This window comes from Campylobacter sp. Cr9 (assembly GCF_020138295.1).
Lineage (GTDB): Bacteria > Campylobacterota > Campylobacteria > Campylobacterales > Campylobacteraceae > Campylobacter_E.
Genome location: NZ_JACGBH010000008.1, coordinates 32,800 through 52,942 on the forward strand (window position 1 = coordinate 32,800; position 20,143 = coordinate 52,942).

Below are 20,143 nucleotides of genomic sequence, written 5' to 3' on the forward strand. Positions count from 1 at the left end.
TATTTTAAGACTAAGAATTCAAAAATAATAAATGCAGAATTAGATAAAAAAAAACTTCGTTAGAAATTAAAGCTGAAGATTTTAATAAAGCTCAAGATTTTAATATAGCTCGTAATTTGGGTGAAATTGAGCTTGATAAATTTGTAATAGCTAAAGAAATAGAAGAAGAAAATGTGGTTAATTTAGATATTAATCATATTGTTTTAAGCGAAGAAGAAATAGATTTAAGAAAAAAACTAGACATAATAACAGAAGCTTTGGGTTCTTTAAGTGATATAAGACCTTGAAAAATAATATAATTTTGTTATAATCTTCGCTTTACTAGTGGGGTTGATTAGGTTTCGACAGGATTAGTAAGGGATTAGCTGCATGCCGTGTTGCTACGTTAAACGCTAAATTAAAATTAAACGCAAACAAAAAAGAATTAGCTCCTGCTTACGCTTACGCTGCGTAAGTTCAGTTGAGCCCTGCAATGCTTAAAGCTTGTAATAGCATTTAGCGGGTCATCATTCAAGCTAGTTTAAAGCCTTGGCTAAGCTTTAAATGAAGTAAAAGCCTTAGTTTTTACTAAAGTTGTAAGCTGCACTTAGTAAAAATGAATTTAAGCAGCCTACTAAGCATGTAGACGCTGGTTTTGAGCTAGTTTTGGACTGGAGTTCAAATCTCCACAACTCCACCATTCATTATAAAAATCATATTATTTTATAGAATTTGTAAGAAAAAATATTTCCTAATTCAAGAATTTGAATTAGGAATTAGGATTAATCTAGATCTTTGATTAGTTCATCATCGCTTTTTACAACTATTCCTGAGCCGTGAATTACACTAGGAATACAACTTGTGCAAATATCAATAGGTTTTAGATTTTTATGTGCTCTAATAAATACAGCGTTTTCATCTTCACTCGCTCTTAAGGCACATACATTACAAATCATATCTTCATTTAAAATCATTTATTCTCCTTAAAAAAATATGATATATTTTACTAAAAAATAGAATATAAGGCTTATTTATAATCAATTAACATGCTTTTTACAAGCAATTCTTTTTGATACATTAAATGGGTTAAAAAAATCACAATGAATACAGGCAAGAAAAATCCTATCCAAGGTATATTACAAATCAAATAAAACAAGAAAACCCACATAATATATTGCAATTTTAATGGGTTGAAATTTAAAAAATCATTTTTATTTAACACACAGCTAGCAACATCAATCATTAATAAATTAAAAAACAAATAAAACATTAAAAAGAATAAAAATATGCTAGAAAATATGTTAATTATCGGGATAAGATAAGAAATTAAAACACAAAATAATAAAAAACCAAATTTCATAAATAATTTAAATATCATCCAACAAGTATAGCCAAAGCTAACTTCATCTAGTTTGTTGTAATTATAATGCTTTAAATTAATTGCTTTTACTATTAATGGTGTTAAAAATGAAATAATTATTAGGGCAAAAATTATGGATAAATTAACTGATAAATAAGCGCCAAATACATTTCCTAATATAAATATTAGTATTTGCAAAGCGTGTAGAATATATATACCAAGAAAAAAACTAAAAGCTTCTTCGTTAAAATCTATGTTAGTTATGTAATTTATAAAAAACTTAAATACTATGATAAATATTAATGAACTTACTATTAAAGGCACAAAAGAAAATGCTAAAAATCTAAATGTAAAAAAGTCTTTTATTGCTAAAATAAGATTATTCATATTTATACCAATTTATAACTTGAGATAATAACCCACTTCCATTAAATCCTACAAGCATATCATCAATACCAAAAACATTTTTTGAGTAGGCTAAATAATAGTTATAATCAACTAAAAATATATAAGGTTGATTAAACTTAATTTGCTCTTGAAATTCTTTATAGTAGTTCTCTTGAAATTCATTTATAGTAGTTTTTGCTTGAGTTTTATCTTTTTTGTTGGAATTTAATATTTTAATAAAGTTTATATTGTGATTATATTCTATGTCTATTATTTTGCTTGCTTCGTATTCATCATTACTACTTGGTAAAATAGTGGTTAAAATACCAAAATCTTTTAACTGAGTTGCAATATTTTCTGCTATGTTAAAATATTCTTTGTTATCTACAAAAATTTCTAATTTTAAAGGAATATCAAGCTTTTTAAAATAATTAACATTGTTTTCTTTATTAATATTTAAATCAATGCTTTTTCTTTCTTTGAAATATCCTAATTCGTTTAAAAGTTTTCTTGCTTCTTCTTTATTGCAATTGTTTGCATATTTGCTAATTATGAGATTTGGAAACTGATTTGAAATTTGTTTTGAGCATATTGCTAGAGATATTGCATAGCGTAATTTTCTATTATAAATAATTTTATTATTTAGATTTAATGCTATTGAGTGTGTAGATTTTAATACTTTATATTCTATATCTTCATCAATATTTTTAAGATTTTTATAATTAATAAGACCTACATCAACTATGTTATTATTTAAAGCGTTTTTAATTTGCACATCATTTTGATATATTTTAAGAACCACTCCATCATTATTTGGTTTTAATATAGCATTTTGATTTTTTATCAATACTATTTGTTCGTTACTATATTGTTTTAAGTGATAAGTACCAAGACCTATTGCATCAGTATTAAACCAACTTAAACCATATTTAATCAAGGCATTTTTAGACATTATGCCTAAAGTAAGATTATTTAAAAAATCACTATCTGGACTTTTTAAAACAAATTCTATAGTGTATTTATCTATTATATTAATATCTAAAATATTATTATAAAATTGTTCGTAAGAAGAATTGTATAATTTATTTTTGATGGTATCATAGGTTATTTTTACATCTTCGGCACTGAATTCTCCATAATTTACATTATTTTTTATAAAATATAAGCCTTTTTGAAGTTTAAATTCATATTTTAATTTATCATTACTAACTTTATAAGAAGTTATTAATGCAGGGACTAATTCTTGATTATTATTTTTATAAAATAGTCCAGAATATAATAATTTTACAACATCATTGTTTGGATTATATATAGGGTTTATGTTTGTAGGAGGATTTTTGATTGCTACTTTTATTAAATCAGCTAATAGATTGTTTGAAATAAAAATTAAAAGAAAAATTAAAACTTTTTTCATCAAAAACCTTAAAATAGCAAGATAAACTTGCTATTTTATAATTAGAAATTAGCCTTAATTTGTGCTACCCAATTTGCAATTCTTTCATCAGTTAAATCTTCTTGATTGTCATTATCTAATGCAAGACCTACAAATTTTCCATCAACTACTGCTTCTGAATCTTCAAAATCATAACCATCAGTAGAAACTGAACCAACTAGATTTGCACCAGCTTCTTTTAAAGCTGCAGCTAATTTACCCATACCACCGCAGAATGTATCTGAGTAGCTTGAGCTATCGCCCATACCAAATACAGCTACAGTTTTACCAGCTAAGTTTAATCCGCTAAAATCAAAGCTTTCCCAATCATCTTGTAAATCACCGCTTCCCCAAGTTGAAGTTCCGCATACTAATTTATCAAAACTATTTAGTTTATCAGCATCAACATCAGCAATGTTTAATAATTCTGCTCCTAAAGCTTCAGCGATTTTTTCTGCTGCACCTTCTGTATTTCCCATAGCACTTCCGAAAACTACTGCTACTGACATATTTTCTCCTTAATTTGATTTGCGAAGCTAATTTTACCATTTGAAATTATTGTTAATCATTAACCAAGACTAATTATTTTTTCACTTGATATTTAATTAAGGTAAAGAGATTTAAAAATGCGTAATATAAGAAACTTTTCAATAATAGCTCATATTGACCATGGTAAAAGCACTTTAGCAGATTGCTTGATTACAACTTGTAATGCGATAGAACAACGCAAAATGAGTAAGCAAGTAATGGATACTATGGATATAGAAAAAGAGCGTGGAATAACAATAAAAGCTCAATCAGTGAGATTAAATTATGTTTATAACAATGAAAATTATATTTTAAATCTAATTGACACTCCAGGTCACGTGGATTTTTCTTATGAGGTTAGCCGTAGTCTTGCTAGTTGCGAAGGTGCTTTGCTTGTAGTTGATGCTTCTCAAGGTGTTCAAGCTCAAACTATTGCTAATGTTTATATGGCACTTGAACATGATTTAGAAATAATTCCTGTAATTAATAAAATTGACCTTCCTGCAGCAAACCCGCAAAGGGTAAAGGATGAAATTGAGCATATCATAGGAATTGATTGCTCTAACGCAATAGAAGTTAGTGCAAAATCAGGAATTGGAATTAATGAATTATTACAAGCAATTTGCGAAAGAATTCCAGCACCTATAAGCAAGGCTAATAAATTAAAAGCTTTAATTTATGATAGTTGGTTTGATAGTTATTTAGGAGCTTTAGCTTTAGTTAGAGTAAGAGATGGAGAGATTAAGAAAAACGATGAAATATATTTAATGCACGAAGGAGTAAAACATAGTGTATTAGATTTACGCTATCCACATCCACTAAATCCTATGCAAACAGATAGTATTAAAGCAGGTGAAGTAGGGATTGTTGTTTTAGGTCTTAAAGATATTGCAGCAATTAGCGTAGGAGATACAATAACTTTAGCAAAGGATAAAGCCGTTGAGCCAATTGAAGGTTTTGCTAAGGCAAAGGCTTTTGTTTTTGCAGGAATTTATCCTATTGATACTGATAAATTTGAAGATTTAAGAGATGCTTTAGATAAGTTAAAATTAAACGATAGTTCAATTTCTTATGAACCTGAGACTTCTTTAGCTTTAGGGTTTGGCTTTAGGGTAGGGTTTTTAGGGCTTTTACATATGGAAGTTATAAAAGAGCGTTTAGAGCGTGAGTTTAATTTAGATTTAATAGCAACTGCTCCAAGCGTTACTTATGAAGTAAATTTAACAGATGGAACTATATTAAATATCCAAAATCCAAGCGATTTACCGCCGGTAAATAAGATTGATCACATTAAAGAGCCTTATGTAAAAGCAACAATAATAACTCCTAGTGAATTCTTAGGTAATTTAATAACACTTTTAAATAATCGTCGCGGAATTCAAACAAAAATGGATTATATAACAGAAAGTAGAGTTTTACTTGAATACGATATACCTATGAATGAAATTATTATGGATTTTTACGATAGGCTAAAATCTTTAACTAAAGGCTATGCGAGTTTTGATTATGAATTTTGCGATTATAGAGTAGGGGATTTAGTAAAGCTTGATATAAGAGTAGCAGGTGAAGCTGTCGATGCTCTAAGTATCATAGTGCCAAATCAAAAGGCTTTAAGCAAAGGAAGAGATTTGGTAGCTGCTATGAAAGAAATAGTTCCAAGACAATTATTTGAAGTTGCAATTCAAGCAAGTATCGGAAATAAAATCATAGCTCGTGAGAATGTAAAATCAATGGGTAAAAATGTTACTGCTAAGTGTTACGGCGGTGATATTACTAGAAAAAGAAAGCTTCTTGAAAAGCAAAAAGAAGGTAAAAAGCGTATGAAAGCTATTGGTAAAGTTAGCTTACCACAAGAAGCATTCTTAAGTATTTTAAAGATTGATTAAAATCTTTAATTCCTGTTTCAAATTCTTGATTTGAAACAGGTTATTCAATATTTTCTTTAAAGCTTGTTAATTCACTCATATTTATTTTAGAAAACTCAGTTGGAAGTCTTGGCTCATAAGGAATTCTTTGTAAAGCAATATCAGCAACTGATTGCTTTTTAATAGGTGCATTTATGCCATAAAAAGCTCTTTCAATTTGCACTAAATATGAAATTATATTAGATATATTTATATAAAGTTTTGAACCTTTATGTTGTGCTAATTTCTCGCAAAATTCATCTACAACTTCATTTATAACTCTTGAAAATAATTCATTACATAATTCATCATTGCTTTTGCATAAAACACTACCTAAGAAAAATAAAAAATTCATACTATCTTCATTATCGCTCATATTTTCATTTTTTACTAAGTTAGCTCTTTTTAAAATACCTGTTGTAATTATTCTCATTTTGCCATTATCACGGCCTTCATCATAAAAACTCGCATCAGTTGGCACATTTACATAAGAAAAATCATAAAAAACAGCATTTTGCTCATCTTTATAAGTAGCATAATCGCTATCTAAAATAGCTTTAAAATCATCTTGTAAATCATCTAAATTATCATAAAAAAACTTAGCTTGTTCTCTTAAAATATTAAAATCACTTTCATTCATAAAGCTTAATGCTCTAGCACAAAATTCATAAAAATAAGACCTAGTTATATTTAATTCTGCGTTCATATTACACCTTTAAAAAATTATTTAATTTTTCTTTCAATGGAGCGAAGAAATTATCGCTATCTTCAAAAACTTGAGCTTGTTTTAGCATCATTATTTTAGCCTTACAATCAGCACAGCAATATAATGAATATTTTTTCGTTATATCAGCACTAAAAGTAGCTCCTAAAATACCTACGATTTTATCAATTGATTTTTTAGTTGCGAATTCTTTTCCGCATTCAATACAGGCAAATAATTCATCACGAGCTAAAGTTTGATGAGTAAAACTAGCTGGATTTAGCTCTAAAATATCATTTTGCATAAAGATAGTATCTTTTTCAGCGCATGAGCTTACGCAATATCCACAGCTAGTGCATAGTGAAGCATTAAAAATAATAGAATTAGTCTTGCTATCAGCTAAAATCGCGTTAGTGTTACACGCACCTGCACACGAAGCACATAAGGTGCATTTGCTCTCATCTATGCTAATTTTTGCATAATTTTTTGCATTTACTTCACCTTTATTTGCACCTTGCAACATTGAAGAGATTTTAAGTCCAAAAAGCTCTCTTTTATTTAATCTAAAATTACTTTCACTTGAGTGAAATTCGCTTACTAATTCACTAGAAACTTCATCAAGGCTAATATTTGTATAAATAGCAATTTTACCAGTAATTGCAAAGATAATATCATTTACAAGTTTGATTTTTTCTGCTAGAAATTCGCTAATTTTTCCAATAATTACAATGCTTTTACAGGTTGTATTTATTAAATGCATTAATATTAATTCATCAAGCAAATTTAAAGGAATATTAAAAGGTAAAAAGTGTTTTAAATCAATATTATTTTGATAATCATCAGTGATTATTATTTGTTCGTTTTTATAGATTTTGCTAATTTCTTTTATGCAATCTTTATTAAACTCACAAAACTCAAGCGCATTTGTTGGACATACACTAACACATTTAGCACAATTTATACAATCTATTTCACTTAAGATTATTTTATTATCATCACTTGCAAGTGCAACACTAGGGCACGCATCTACGCACCAGCCACAATGCTCGCTCCTACGCCCATCAAGTTGGCATAAGCTTGAGTTAAACTCAATTTTTCTAACAAAGCTTATATTTCCTGTTAATGAGTTTAATTTTTCTAACAAAAACTCATCATTTTTAATTACTGCGTGATTTTCTAAATCATCGTTTGAAATAGCCAAATCACAATCTATTTCACCAGCTTTAGTAACTATTACAAGTGAGCCAATGCCACCATATACGAATTCAAATTCCTTAACACAAATTGCCTTAAATCCATTATCAGTAAGCTTATTTTTAAGCTCTTCATCATCAAATAAAATGCAAATTCTTTTATCTATCTTTGCATATAAATTAATCTCATTTGAATAATCATAATTAATAGCTCTTGCTTCATATAATTTATTTAATTTTTCTAAATTAAAATCTTTTGTATTGTTTATATAAAAATCAATCTCTGGTGCATATATTAAAGCATTTATTGCCTTATCGTTTGCTACTAGAAATTTCTCACTTGTTGAAGTTTCTATAAGCTTTATTTGTGAGCCTAAATCATTTATAAAATCAGCTTTTTTTAAATATGCAAACTCTTTCATCTTTACCTTTCCTTGCTAGTATTTTAAAAAATATTTAAGGAATATCTATGTTACCCCAAATATCTAAATTAATTAATGCCTTTAATGATAAACCAAGTTATCTAGTAAGTGCTTTAGCAAAAGAGCTAATAGCAGAACTAAGAATTGCTAATAAAGAACAAACTTATGAAATGATACTCAACGAACTTGACAAAAGAATTAATCAAGCCTTATTAAAAGCTCCAAAAGTTTTAATAAATGCAACAGGAGTAGTGCTACATACTAACTTAGGTCGTGCTTTAATTAGTGAAGAAGATTTTATGTGGCTTAAGGATTTTCATACTAATAATATTAATTTGGAATTTGATTTAGGAACTAATTCTCGTGGAAAAAGAGATGAATATCTAAGAAATCTTTTAAAAATCTTATTTGGTTGCGAAGATGCTTTGGTGGTTAATAATAACGCTGCTGCTGTATTTTTAGTATTAAATACCTTAGGTAAAAACGAAGGAGTAATTACAAGTAGAGCTGAATTAGTAGAAATCGGTGGTGGATTTAGAGTAAGTGAAGTGATGCGTGAAAGCGGTGCAAGGCTTATTGAAGTAGGTACAACAAATAAAACTAATTTAAGAGATTATGAAAACGAATTAGAAAACGCTGCAATGATACTTAAAACTCATAAGTCAAACTTCTATATAGGTGGTTTTAGCGAAGAAGTTGATGTAATTACCTTAAATAATTTAGCCATTAAAAATGAAAAAATATTTTATTATGACTTAGGAAGTGGCTATACAGATTGTATAAATGATAGCCTAAAAGGTGAGCCAAGTCTAAAAAGCCTAATAGCAAATGGTATTAGTTTAATCTCTTTTAGTGGGGATAAGCTATTTGCAAGCACTCAAGCAGGGATAATTTTAGGTAAAAAATATTTAATTGAAAGACTTCGCAAAAATCAGCTTTTAAGAATGTTTAGACTAAATAAAACTAGCCTTTTAATGCTAACTCGTGCAGTGCAAAACTATTTAGAAAAAGATTATAAAAGATTGCCTAGCCTAGCATTAATAAATGATAAAAAGCAAGATGTTTTAGCTAAGGCAAAAACCTTACAAGAGCTAATTGGTTTTGGCGAAATAATAGAGAGCAAGAGCCTTGTGGGGGGTGGCTCAATGCCTGATAAGTTATTAAATGGCTATGCTTTAAAAATTAAGGCTAATAAAGGCAAAATAAAAGAGCTTTTAGATAAAGGTGTAGTGACTAATTATGATAAAGATAGCGTGATAATTGATTTAAGAAGCGTTTTACCTAGTCAATTAGAATGCTTAGCAAAAATAATTAAAGAAGTTTTTAAGGAGAAATAATGGAATTTTCGTTATTAAATCAAGATGAAGTTGCTATTAATTTAAGTGATTTTCGTGGTAAAAAGGTGATAGTATTTTTCTATCCAAAGGCTTTTACTCCAGGTTGTACTAAGCAAAATTGTGAGTTAAGCGAGAATTATGATAGATTGCTTGATAATGGCTATGTGTTAATTGGAATTAGCCCTGATAAGTGCGAAAAATTAGCGAAATTTAAGAATGATTATAATCTAAATCAGATTTTATTAAGCGATGAGAATAAAGAAGTGGCTAAATTATTTGGCGCTTGGGGAATTAAGAAAAATTATGGCAAAGAATATGAAGGGCTTATTCGCTCTTGTTTTGTGCTTGATGAAAACGGCGAAATCATAAAAGAATACCACAATCATAAAGCAACAGGCTTTGCTGCAAGACTTACGAAAGATTTGTTAGAAAAATAATTAGATTTTAGCCTTAATGGCTAAAATCAAAAAAAATAAATATAATTTATATTTTATTTTCTTTCATAATCAACATAACCTTTTTCTTTATATTCAGCTATAATTTCATCAGCACTTAAACCATAAACAGATTGTTTAACTAATGCGATAATATCTAATTCATCAGCGTATGAATTTTCTATTGCGTGGTTACCTATAATACCTTTTATATCCTCATAGTCTTCTTTACTCACATCATTTTTATATCTTTTTAAAATTTCTAAGCTTTCTTTTAGTGAATTTGACTCTTGATAATTTTTCATCATTTCTCCTTTATTGTTTTTCATATTTTTGCCTTAAATTTTTTATTTGTTCCTTAGTATTTTCAAAATCTATATCTTCTTCATCAGTAGAATATAGCCATTCCTTTATTTCGTGCATTTTAATTAAATCTTGCTCTCCTTCTTCGGTTTCATCATCAGTTAAATACCCAAAACTTGCATATTCTAATAAAACATCTTTTTCCATAATTGTTGCCATTTTCTCATTTTTTAAATAATTTTTAAATATTTCTATAAATTTTATTTAAATTATATGAAAATATAATACCAAATTCATATTTCAAATTCCTTTTGTTTTTATAAAAACTGCTAAGATAATTAAAAAATTAAAGGACTTTTATGAATAAAAATATCTTAGATAGTTTAGATTTATCGGATAAGCAGAGTTTTGCTGATGGGCTAAAGGCATTAATTGAGCAAACTTATGTGGTAGAAAACGAATATAAAGCACTTAAAACTTCTTATGATAGTTTAATGCTAATGATAAATGAGATTATAGAAGTTTTGCCAAGTGCTATTTGGGTCTTAGATGAAAATAAAAATCTAATAGTAAAAAATAAGCTTGCAAATGATGAATTATTTAAGCAAATTGATCTTAGTAAAGAGCATTATGAATTAGAATTTTTAAATAATTTTTATCAAATAAAATCAATCAATTACGCCGATAAACTCCTAATAATGGCTACAAATATCACTAAAGAAAAACGAGATGAAAGGCTTGTTTCTATGGGGCAAGTTGCAGCAAATCTTGCTCATGAAATTAGAAATCCTATAGGCTCAGTTTCACTTTTAGCGGGTGTGCTATTTAGCAAGGTTGAGCTTAAAAATAAGCATATAGTTTTGCAAATGCAAGATGCAATTAAAAGGGTTGAGCGAATAATTGAAAGTACCTTACTCTTTACCCGTGGCTTTAAACTAAATAAATATGAGTTTAATTTAGAAGAATTAAATGACGAATGCTTAAATGTCTTTAATAATTACAATAAAAATGATGAAATAATCCTTAGTGAATGCTATTTTGAGCCCTTTGTTATAAATGCTGATAAATCATTATTAACTTTAGTTTTAAGTAATCTTATTTATAACGCTGTTGATGCTTGTGAAGAAAGCGGAAGTATAAAAATCATAGGCAAAAAATACGATGATATTTATAAAATTAGCGTTTTTGATAGTGGTGAAAAAATCACAAATCAAGCTAATTTATTTGAAGCATTTAATACTACGAAACTTAAAGGCAATGGCTTAGGTTTAGCGCTTTGCAAACAGATTTGCACCGCACATAATGCAAAGATTTATTATCTTGATGAGCCAAAAAGTTTTAATATAGAATTATAAAGGTTAATGAGTATTTTCCGATTTTTTTATTGCAAGGAGAATACAATGAAAATAAATAACATTAACACGATTAACGATGCAAAAGACTTTATAAGCAATAGCTTTAAAAAAGCAGGAATAGATGTAGTTGGAAATAATATTTCTCATATAAATAGCGATGATTTGATGAATGCTTATGTGTTTTCAAGCTTAGGTTTTAATGAAGAAAAATCAAGCATTCAAAATCAAGCAATTATTTCAAATCTAAATCTTAACATGAATAAATATTATGAAATAATAAATAAAGATGAGGTTATTAATCCAGCTAAGCCTAATTTTGATGTTGAGGCTACAAGCAAGAAAATAGCTGAATATGTAATATCTAATTCAGACAATGATTTAGATAAATTATATCAAGGAAGAATCGGAGTAATTAATAGCTTTAATGAAGCAAGAAAGCTAATAGGCTTAAGCAAAGCTTTAGAAGATACGCTTAATAAAACAATAGATTTAATAAATGATGAGATTATTAAACTTGGTGGAAATATAGTGGATTTTAAAGTTTAGTTTGAAGAATTTGAAATAGGAATTTAAAAAATACATAAATAATCTTATTTAATTAATCAAAGCTTTAAAATTATTGCTAGAATAGAATTTTTATTTTAAAGGAGAGTAGATGAATAAGATTTTGGTTTTAGATGGGGTTAGCGAATTAGCTACAAAGATTTTAGAAAAAGATTGCAAAGTAATTGCAATCCCTAAAATTAGTGAAGAAGAATTATTAAAAGCAGTTGTTGATACTGATGCGATAATTCTTAGAAGTGCTACTAAAATCACAGAAAAAGTGCTTGAACACGCAAATAGATTAAAAGTAATCGGAAGAGCTGGTGTTGGGGTTGATAATATTGACATTAAAGCAGCTACTAAAAAAGGTGTAATAGTAGTAAATGCACCAAACGGCAATACAAATGCAGCGACAGAGCATACAATGGCATTAATGCTAAGTCTTGCAAGAATGATTCCAAACGCTCATGCAAGTATTAAAAATGGCTTATGGGATAGAAAAAGCTTCGTAGGAATTGAGCTAAAGGATAAAACCTTAGGCGTTTTAGGATTAGGAAGAATTGGAGCAGGGGTTGCTGCTAGAGCTCAAGCTTTTGGAATGAAAGTTATTGGATATGATCCATATTTAAGCCATGAAAGAGCAGAACAAATTCAAGTTAAAAAATGTGAATTAGATGAGGTTTTTGCTAATGCTGATTTTATTACCTTACACTTGCCATTAACCGATGAAACAAAAGAAATGATAAATGAAAAAAGCATAACAAAGATGAAAAAAGGCGTAAGAATTATTAATGCTGCAAGGGGTGAATGTATTAATATTGATGATTTAACAAAGGCTTTAAAGGATGGCAGAGTTGCAGGAGCTGCACTTGATGTATTTCCTAATGAGCCACTAGGAAATCACGAAATTACAACGCTAGATAATGTTGTTCTAACTCCACATTTAGGAGCATCTACAATTGAAGCTCAAGAAGGCGTAGCCGTTGATGTAGCAATTGCTATTAAAGATGCTTTAAATGGTGAATTAGTTGCCAGTGCATTAAATGCCGTGCCAGTTAGCCCTGAAATGCTAAATAAAATTAAGCCTTATTTTAATCTAGTAAAAGCTTTAGGATTTATCGCTTGTGAAGTTAGTAATTCAGCTATAAAACAAGTTTATATTGAATATTCAAATATGTTTAAAGAGCTAGATACTAGGGCTTTAAGTCAAGTAATGCTTACGGGACTACTTAATTCTATTTTGCAAGAAAAAGTAAATATGGTTAACGCACCTGTTTTAGCTCAAAGTAGGGGAATTAGCCTAATAGAGCAAAAAAGCGATGAAGTAAATAATCAAATAAAAGTAAAAATCGTAAGCGAATTAGGAGAGCATGAAATAAAAGGTGCTTTAATGAGCGATAAGAGTGCTTATGTTAGTGGAATTGATGATTATGAGATTAAGTTTGAACCTACTGGAGTGCTGCTTTTAGTTCCACACGATAACGTGCCTGGTATGATAGGACAAATCGGAACTATTTTAGGTGTTGCTGGTATAAATATTCTTAGCATGCAAGTTAGCAAAACCCATGTAAGTGGCGAAAATATCATGGCAATTAGCGTTAATAAAAAGCCTTTAAAGAATGATTATAAAAAGCTTTGTGAATTAGCAGGAGTTCATGGGGTTAAGATAATTGATTGCAGTGAGATTTGCGATGATTAAGCTAATATTACTTAGACATGGACAAACAAACTGGAATAAAGAAGGCAGATACCAAGGGCAAATTGATACTGATTTAAGCTCTTTGGGAGAAGAGCAAGCAAGCAAACTTGCTCTTGCTTTAAAGCCTTTAAAGATTGATTATTTTATTGCAAGTCCTCTTAAAAGAGCTTATGAGACAGCTTGTAAAAGTGCAAAATATCATGATTTAGAAGTGCTAAAAGATGAAAGATTACTAGAGATTAATCACGGCACTTGGGAAGGCAAATTATCAAGCGAAATTGATGAAGATTTATTAAGACTTTGGAAGAATGCTCCGCATTTAGTAAAAATGCCTAATGGAGAGAGCTTAGATGATATTTTAGCTAGAGTAAAACTTGCTTTAGATGAGTATTTAGCAAAATATGATGGAAAAACTATTGCTGTATTTGCTCATGATGCTGTTAATAAGGTATTGCTTGCTTATGTTTTAGGCTTAGAGCTTAGTTCGTTTTGGAATATAACTCAAGATAATACTTGTATAAATGTCTTAGAGCTTTCAAAGGATTTTACAAAAATTATAACCTTAAATAATACAAGCCATTTAGGATATTTATTTACAGACGAAATCCAAAAAGGTTTATAAACTCTAATTCCTATTTCAAATTCTTATAATTTGAAATAGGAAATTTATATTTATTTTAATCTTTACAAAGCTTTTAAATAATTATTTTTATAAAATCATTTGATAAAAATCAAGGAATTTGAAATAGGAATTTCAGTGTAATTTTGCAGAGTAAAATTACATAAAATAAAGGAAAATTGCTGTTAAGAAATCATTTGAGCTTTTTATAAGCGTAAGCGAAAAAGGGTTATGGATTTTAGACAAATTTTGCTTTCAGTTGCGTTGTTGGTATGGGGTTTTTAGGAAAAAAAGCGGGGGTAAGGTTTGAGTTGGCAATTTAAGACCTTCTGCTTTCTTCTAAGATAATTTAAAAAATATTTAAATTAGATTATAAAAACTAAATAAAAACACTTGAAATTCCGAATTCAAATTCCATTTGAATTTATTTAGAAATTACATTGAAAAATCAAAGAATTTGAAATAGGAATTTGTTTTTATTGTTTTAATAGGTAAGCCCTTTATAAAAAGGGCTTATTTTAAGTCTTTCATGTATTCTAAGAATTCGTTCATTAATTCTTGTTCTTTTGCTTTTATTTTTGCAAGTTCAGCTTCTTGTTCTTTTTTCTTTTCGTTTTCTTTAATGTCGCTTTTAATTTGCTTTAAAGAATCTAAAAAATCCATAACAAATCCTTATCAAGTTCTAAACTCATTTAGTTTTTTGTTTAGCTGCTCTGTCATTTCGCTTAGATGATTTGCTGCACCTGCTATTTCTTCAACGCTTCTTGCGTTTTCATTAGTGATTGTATTCATATTATTTACACCGCTTAAGATATCGCTCATATCTTTGCTTGTATTTAAATAATCATTCACGGTAGATTCACTAATCTTAACAGCTTCACTCATTACTCTTCCCATTTCATTAATGGTTTCTTGAGTATTGCTTGCTACTTGGGTTAGTTTGCTAATTTCTGCTGAATTACTACTCATTTGCTCGCTTGCATCTTTAATGCCTTGAACTATAACGCTAATTGTTGCATTAATTTCACTTAAACTCTTTTGAGTTCTTTCAGCAAGGCTTCTTACTTCATCAGCAACTACCGCAAAGCCACGTCCATGCTCTCCTGCACGAGCTGCTTCAATAGCAGCATTTAATGCTAATAAGTTTGTTTGATCAGCAACATCGTTAATTATTTCTAAAATAGATTTAACATTATCAGCATCACGGCTTAATTGCTCTATCTTACTAGCTAGTGAGCTTTCTATATCTGCACTATGATTGATTTGTGCTGTTAGAGTATTAATCGCTTGGTTTGCTACATTTATGTATTTGGTTGCATTGCTTAATTCATCTTTGCCTTTAACTGCACCAACAACTCCACTATCAAGGTTAGCTTTAGTGTTTGTTCCTTTGTTTGCAACTTCATTTACAATAACACTACCTTCTTCTGCACGCTTACCTGTTTGAAGACTTGTGTGGCTTAATTCGTTAGCAATTGATGCGTTTTCGTTTGAGATGTCTTTTGCTTCTGCTATTAATACTCTTACTTTTTCTAAGAAAATATTAATTGCTTTGCAAGCTTCAGCGATTTCATCATTACCTCTATCATCTAACTTTTTAGTTAAATCGCCATCTCCACTGCTAAGTTCTACTGATTTAGCTGTTAGATTGTTTAGTGGGCGAGAGATTTGTAATTTAATAAATATCATTATTAAAATTAGCATAGCAACAGAAATTACAATTGCAGCTGTTATAAATTTAAAGTTTGAGCTCTCAATTACTTCATCAATAAAATGTCCTGCTTCGTTAATTTGAGCTTTAGTTACATCCATATCAATAGTGCAACCATAGATAATATCCATATTTTTATCTTTTTTTGTATATGTTATTATACTTCTATCTTTATTAGCAATCTTATCAAAGAAAGTAACTTCAGTAAAACCACCACCAGCTAAGCCGTTTTTAACAAATTTCATTACATAGCTTTCGCCATTTTTATCTAAATCTGCTTTAAGGTTTTGACCTATTTTTTCAGGTTGGTAATGAACTAAATAAGTTCCATCAGAATTAATAGCAAAAAATCTTATATTTGCACTATCTAGATTCATATTTTGTAAGTATTCAATAGTGCTCTCAAGTGCATCTTCAGGACCATCTCCTGCTTTTACGAAGTCTTTATATAGTTTTTCTGTAAAGTGATAAAAACCATAAACAACACTTTTTGCAGCGCTTCTAGCATCATTAATTGCTAAATCTGACACTGTGCTTTGAGAAACATCATCAATATCTTGCATGCCTTTGTTTGATATAAATATTAAGCTTATACTTAATATAAATAACCCAATGAAAATACACAAAGAAAGTTTCGTTGAAATTTTCATATTATCTCCTTAATTGATAATTTAAAAAGTTGAATTTAATCACATAAATGTTAAAATTAAATTAAATCTACAAAATAATTAGTTTTGCTAGCAATAAAAAGCTAAAAAAGCCTAAAGCATCGGTTGTTGCCGTAAGCAATACTGAGCTTCCTAAAGCAGGATCAAATCCACATTTTTTAAGTAATAATGGAATTAATGAGCCTATTAAACCTGCAAAACCAAGATTTAAAATCATTGAAATAAATATAACAAGGCTAAGCATAGGCATAGAAAACCAAAAATACGCAACTGCTCCTAAAATTATTGCAAAAATTGTTGCGTTTGAGAAAGAAATAGCTATTTCTCTAAAAATTATATTTTTTGAACTCTCATAGCTAAGTTCGCCTAAGGCTAGTTTTCTAATAGTAACTGCAAGTGCTTGAGAGCCTGTATTTCCACCCATTGATGCAACTATTGGCATAAGAGCTGCAAGGGCTACTAATTGTTCTATTGCATCAGAAAACATAGCAATTACATGAGCTGAGATTAAAGAAGTGATTAGATTTACAATAAGCCATTTTGCTCTACTTTTTGCTGCTTTAATGGTATTTTCATCTTCGCTATCAATATCGCCAACCCCTGCAAAGTTATACATTTGCTCTGTTGCATAATCTTGAATTAGGTCGTGAATATCATCATAAGTTATTCTTCCTAATAATTTATTATTGTTATCTACAACAGCTATTACGCTTAAGTCGTAATCTTGAACCATAGTAATTGCTTCTTGTATATCATCATAGTCTCTTACAAAGTGCAAATCTTTTGCTAAGTCTTCGTTTTTATCTAGTATTTGCTTAAATGTATCATTAAATTCATATAAAATTAAATCTCCAACATGAAGACTATAAATTAATTTTTCATTTTCGTCAGTTATAAAAAGTTGAATGATATGCTCTATTTCTTGGCTTTTTTTAAGTTCTTTATATTTTGTAATAGCGCTTTCTAAAGTATCATCTAATTTTGCCGTAAAAATCTCTGTTTGCATGTAAGCACCGGCTTTTTCATCATCGTAGCGTTTTAAGAATAATATATCATCTTGTTCATCTTTGCTAAGATTTGAAAAAATACGATTAGCTTTTTCATCATCTATTTCTTCAATGCTTTGCATTAAGTCGGTTGCATCATCACTCTCTAACTCCCCTAGAGCAAGTGCAAGTTTTTTACTAGATGCAAGTTTTAAAACATCACTTAACATATGCTCAGGCATTAAAGTTGCTATATTTCCTAAGTCTTCATCATCAAGGCTTTTTATTATATTTTCATAGGCTTCATAATCATCATTTTTAATTATTTTTAAAGCTTCTAATAATTCAGCGTAGCTAACATCTCTTTCATCTAAAAAATCTTGAATTATTTCAAAAGCTACTGCTGTATTTTTCATTAGTTTAACTCCACGATATTTTCAAAGCTTTCTTCTTTTATAGGAGTAACTTTTGCTTCTAAAATATGTTTTATTTCATTTATATAATCTTTTACAACTAAATCAAATTTTTGCTTTTCTTTGCCCGTTAGAGCATCTTTTGTAATTCTTACGACACTAGCTGGGTTTATTGCTGTATTGTTTTTATACATACCAAAATGTAAATGCGGTCCTGTGCTAAGTCCGGTTGATCCCACATAGCCAACAATTTGACCTTGTTTTACACTATCACCTATTTTATAGTTTCCAAACTTACTCATGTGTGCGTAAAGTGTCATATAACCACTTGAATGCGTTATTTGAATAACATTTCCATATCCGTTCTTAACACCCCTAAAGCTTATTTTTCCTGCTCCTGCTGCTTTAATAGGAGTTCCTTTAGGTGCTGCATAGTCAATTCCTAAGTGAGCTCTATATTTTTTAAGAATAGGGTGAAATCTACCTGGGTTAAATGGAGAGCTAATTCTTACATTTCCAACAGGTAGTATGAAAGTATAGCTTTCTAGTTGTTTTCCGCTTTCATCATAAAAATCATTATCTCCATATTTAAATATATAATAAGGTTTTTTATTTACTTCTATCATTGCTGATTTTATATTTAAATCTCCATAAACTCTACCTAATCTTCTTTTTTGTGAATACACAATTACTACTTTATCATCTTTTTTCATACCAGTGTAATTGATTGTCCCTGCATAGGCTCTTAGTAATGCACTTGCTAGTTTTGAGTTTTGAGTATTATCAATAATGTCTTGATAAACAGATTTATTGATTTTAAATGTTAGATTAGTATTTTCTATCTTATAACTTATCGGTGTAAATGTGATTGCGTATTTATCTTCTAAATCTTTATATATTTGGATTTGCAAATCTTCGCTAATAGGAATTAAGACTTGTTCTATGTTTTCGTTTTCATCTCTTAATATTTGATATTTTATACCTGCAATTATTTCTGCTGTTAATTCTTTATCTTCTTTATCAAGATTGTGATATATGCTTAGTGGAATTTGATTTTTTTGTAAGAAAAATAAAAAGCTTTCCCCTCGTTCCCAAATTAATTCTTCCATTTTTAATTCTTTTGAGATTAGATTTACACTTAAAAAAATAGATAAAATTAATATGATTTTTCGCATTATTTTCCCTTAAAATATAATAAATTTTTACAAAATAAGGCAAACATTTTACTTTTTTATGCTTATAATTTAGTAATTAATTTTAAAAGGATTGTTATGTTTAAGAAAACTTTTATTTTCTTTTTCTTTTCTTTATTTATGTATGCAAATCAAATTACAAGTGCTGTGATTGATAAGGTTGAGCAAGGCTATGTTTATGCACATATTGTGGATAATAATTTAAATTTAGATGAATTAAAAAATGGAGCATTTATAGTAAAAGATGTAGAAGAACATTCTATTATTGTAGCTAGAGCTAATTTTGTATCTTTTGAAAATAATGTATTGAAATTAGAGTTATATACATTTTCTGACTTAAAACAAACCGCATTACCTTTGCCTGTTTTAGCACCACAAATAGGCGATAGAGTTGTATTAAATACTTATGTAAAACATACAATGTTAATTGCTCCTAGTAAGCAAGATTATGAAATGGTTCAAAATAATTTTAAAGATTTTATTTATTTTGATACGAATGTTTTTGCAGCTAATTTATATTCATCTTCTTTGATAGTTCCTAGTAGAAATGATTTAAGAGATTTTTGTAAAACATGGGTTGTGGGAAGTATTATGTATGTTGCAGAAAATAATTTAAGTTTATATGAATGTTCTTCTCTTAAAAAAATTGCTAGTTTTGAATATAAAGTAAATAAAAATGAAAATATCAATTTTTATTCAAATATTTCTAAACAATTAAGCAAAACAACAGATTATTTTTCATATTATAACGAGCTATTCAAGGAAAAGGAATAATAATTGCTTTAATGCATAAAATTATTAAAAAGGATTAATCGTGAAAAAATTAAGTGTTATAGCATTTGCTCTACTTATTTGTGCTTGCGTTCCACAAAAAAAGACAACAAATATTCAAGTAGAAAATAATACTCAAAAAACAACAGCTTATAAAAAAGCAAGTTATCAAGAGCCAGTTTTAAGCCCAGAAGAAGAAGCAG

20 protein-coding genes, 1 other RNA gene and 2 pseudogenes are annotated in these 20,143 nt (G+C 28.7%); 10 read left to right on the forward strand and 13 right to left on the reverse strand.

What is annotated here, in order from left to right; translation table 11 throughout:
- The first annotated feature begins 116 nt into the window (after positions 1 to 116).
- A complete protein-coding gene (locus AVANS14531_RS05070) occupies positions 117 to 287 on the forward strand; it encodes a hypothetical protein (protein WP_336611559.1) in 171 nt (56 codons plus the stop codon).
- A gap of 39 nt (positions 288 to 326) precedes the next feature.
- Positions 327 to 679, forward strand: a transfer-messenger RNA (tmRNA) gene (gene ssrA, locus AVANS14531_RS05075).
- A gap of 82 nt (positions 680 to 761) precedes the next feature.
- Here the strand turns inward: ssrA and AVANS14531_RS05080 are convergent.
- Genes AVANS14531_RS05080 through fldA form a run of 4 tightly spaced genes read right to left on the reverse strand, consistent with a single transcriptional unit; the run spans position 762 to position 3,667 of the window.
- Positions 762 to 953 carry a hypothetical protein gene (locus AVANS14531_RS05080; protein WP_239818330.1) on the reverse strand — a complete coding sequence of 64 codons (192 nt, stop codon included), beginning with the start codon at positions 951 to 953 and terminating at the stop codon, positions 762 to 764.
- A gap of 53 nt (positions 954 to 1,006) precedes the next feature.
- The gene (locus AVANS14531_RS05085) at positions 1,007 to 1,726 is read right to left on the reverse strand and encodes an EI24 domain-containing protein (protein WP_336611560.1); all 720 of its coding nucleotides are present in this window, start codon (positions 1,724 to 1,726) and stop codon (positions 1,007 to 1,009) included.
- Positions 1,719 to 3,140, reverse strand: coding sequence for an ABC transporter substrate-binding protein (locus AVANS14531_RS05090; protein WP_336611561.1), 1,422 nt, complete (start codon positions 3,138 to 3,140; stop codon positions 1,719 to 1,721). The genes AVANS14531_RS05085 and AVANS14531_RS05090 overlap by 8 nt, the downstream gene beginning before the upstream one ends.
- 41 nt (positions 3,141 to 3,181) lie before the next feature.
- Positions 3,182 to 3,667, reverse strand: coding sequence for a flavodoxin FldA (gene fldA / locus AVANS14531_RS05095; protein ID WP_239818333.1), 486 nt, complete (start codon positions 3,665 to 3,667; stop codon positions 3,182 to 3,184).
- Positions 3,668 to 3,784: 117 nt separating this feature from the next.
- Between fldA and lepA the strand changes: the two genes are divergently transcribed.
- Positions 3,785 to 5,572 carry a translation elongation factor 4 gene (lepA, locus tag AVANS14531_RS05100; protein WP_336611562.1) on the forward strand — a complete coding sequence of 596 codons (1,788 nt, stop codon included), beginning with the start codon at positions 3,785 to 3,787 and terminating at the stop codon, positions 5,570 to 5,572.
- 40 nt (positions 5,573 to 5,612) lie between these two features.
- On the opposite strand, the gene AVANS14531_RS05105 is transcribed toward lepA, so the two are convergent.
- The gene (locus AVANS14531_RS05105) at positions 5,613 to 6,296 is read right to left on the reverse strand and encodes a hypothetical protein (RefSeq protein WP_239818339.1); all 684 of its coding nucleotides are present in this window, start codon (positions 6,294 to 6,296) and stop codon (positions 5,613 to 5,615) included.
- Position 6,297: 1 nt separating this feature from the next.
- Complete coding sequence (locus tag AVANS14531_RS05110; protein WP_336611563.1) at positions 6,298 to 7,908, reverse strand: 4Fe-4S binding protein; 1,611 nt, start codon at positions 7,906 to 7,908, stop codon at positions 6,298 to 6,300.
- 47 nt (positions 7,909 to 7,955) lie between these two features.
- Here AVANS14531_RS05110 and selA point away from each other — a divergent pair, with 47 nt between their 5' ends.
- Together selA and bcp are read left to right on the forward strand one after the other, a co-directional pair.
- Positions 7,956 to 9,245, forward strand: a complete 1,290-nt coding sequence (gene selA / locus AVANS14531_RS05115; protein ID WP_336611564.1) for an L-seryl-tRNA(Sec) selenium transferase — start codon at positions 7,956 to 7,958, stop codon at positions 9,243 to 9,245.
- The gene (gene bcp / locus AVANS14531_RS05120) at positions 9,245 to 9,682 is read left to right on the forward strand and encodes a thioredoxin-dependent thiol peroxidase (protein WP_336611565.1); all 438 of its coding nucleotides are present in this window, start codon (positions 9,245 to 9,247) and stop codon (positions 9,680 to 9,682) included. Before selA ends, bcp begins: the two co-directional genes overlap by 1 nt.
- Positions 9,683 to 9,735: 53 nt before the next feature.
- On the opposite strand, the gene AVANS14531_RS05125 is transcribed toward bcp, so the two are convergent.
- On the reverse strand, positions 9,736 to 9,984 hold the full coding sequence (locus AVANS14531_RS05125) for a hypothetical protein (RefSeq protein WP_442862399.1): 249 nt from the start codon (positions 9,982 to 9,984) through the stop codon (positions 9,736 to 9,738).
- A 10-nt stretch (positions 9,985 to 9,994) separates the two neighbouring features.
- Complete coding sequence (locus tag AVANS14531_RS05130) at positions 9,995 to 10,201, reverse strand: hypothetical protein (RefSeq protein WP_336611566.1); 207 nt, start codon at positions 10,199 to 10,201, stop codon at positions 9,995 to 9,997.
- 140 nt (positions 10,202 to 10,341) lie between these two features.
- Here AVANS14531_RS05130 and AVANS14531_RS05135 point away from each other — a divergent pair, with 140 nt between their 5' ends.
- The 4 genes from AVANS14531_RS05135 (at position 10,342) to AVANS14531_RS05150 (ending at position 14,201) form a co-directional block, all read left to right on the forward strand.
- The gene (locus AVANS14531_RS05135; protein ID WP_336611567.1) at positions 10,342 to 11,337 is read left to right on the forward strand and encodes a sensor histidine kinase; all 996 of its coding nucleotides are present in this window, start codon (positions 10,342 to 10,344) and stop codon (positions 11,335 to 11,337) included.
- Positions 11,338 to 11,382: 45 nt separating this feature from the next.
- On the forward strand, positions 11,383 to 11,883 hold the full coding sequence (locus tag AVANS14531_RS05140) for a hypothetical protein (protein ID WP_336611568.1): 501 nt from the start codon (positions 11,383 to 11,385) through the stop codon (positions 11,881 to 11,883).
- 109 nt (positions 11,884 to 11,992) lie between these two features.
- Positions 11,993 to 13,579: a phosphoglycerate dehydrogenase gene (gene serA, locus AVANS14531_RS05145; RefSeq protein ID WP_336611569.1), complete on the forward strand. Its 1,587-nt coding sequence runs from the start codon at positions 11,993 to 11,995 to the stop codon at positions 13,577 to 13,579.
- Positions 13,572 to 14,201, forward strand: coding sequence for a histidine phosphatase family protein (locus tag AVANS14531_RS05150; protein ID WP_336611570.1), 630 nt, complete (start codon positions 13,572 to 13,574; stop codon positions 14,199 to 14,201). The genes serA and AVANS14531_RS05150 overlap by 8 nt, the downstream gene beginning before the upstream one ends.
- A gap of 510 nt (positions 14,202 to 14,711) precedes the next feature.
- Here the strand turns inward: AVANS14531_RS05150 and AVANS14531_RS05155 are convergent.
- The 5 genes and pseudogenes from AVANS14531_RS05155 to AVANS14531_RS05170 form a co-directional block, all read right to left on the reverse strand.
- Positions 14,712 to 14,861, reverse strand: coding sequence for a hypothetical protein (locus tag AVANS14531_RS05155; RefSeq protein ID WP_239818347.1), 150 nt, complete (start codon positions 14,859 to 14,861; stop codon positions 14,712 to 14,714).
- 12 nt (positions 14,862 to 14,873) lie between these two features.
- A pseudogene (locus tag AVANS14531_RS09240) lies at positions 14,874 to 15,377 on the reverse strand (methyl-accepting chemotaxis protein); the annotation flags it as partial.
- Between the two features lie 354 nt (positions 15,378 to 15,731).
- Positions 15,732 to 16,559: pseudogene (locus AVANS14531_RS09245) on the reverse strand (cache domain-containing protein); the annotation flags it as partial.
- A gap of 67 nt (positions 16,560 to 16,626) precedes the next feature.
- A complete protein-coding gene (mgtE, locus tag AVANS14531_RS05165) occupies positions 16,627 to 17,979 on the reverse strand; it encodes a magnesium transporter (RefSeq protein ID WP_336611572.1) in 1,353 nt (450 codons plus the stop codon).
- Entirely contained in the window at positions 17,979 to 19,151 is a 1,173-nt protein-coding gene (locus AVANS14531_RS05170) for a peptidoglycan DD-metalloendopeptidase family protein (protein WP_336611573.1), read from the reverse strand. Before AVANS14531_RS05170 ends, mgtE begins: the two co-directional genes overlap by 1 nt.
- A gap of 96 nt (positions 19,152 to 19,247) precedes the next feature.
- Here AVANS14531_RS05170 and AVANS14531_RS05175 point away from each other — a divergent pair, with 96 nt between their 5' ends.
- Positions 19,248 to 19,943, forward strand: a complete 696-nt coding sequence (locus AVANS14531_RS05175; protein ID WP_336611574.1) for a plasminogen-binding N-terminal domain-containing protein — start codon at positions 19,248 to 19,250, stop codon at positions 19,941 to 19,943.
- The last annotated feature ends 200 nt before the right edge of the window (positions 19,944 to 20,143 follow it).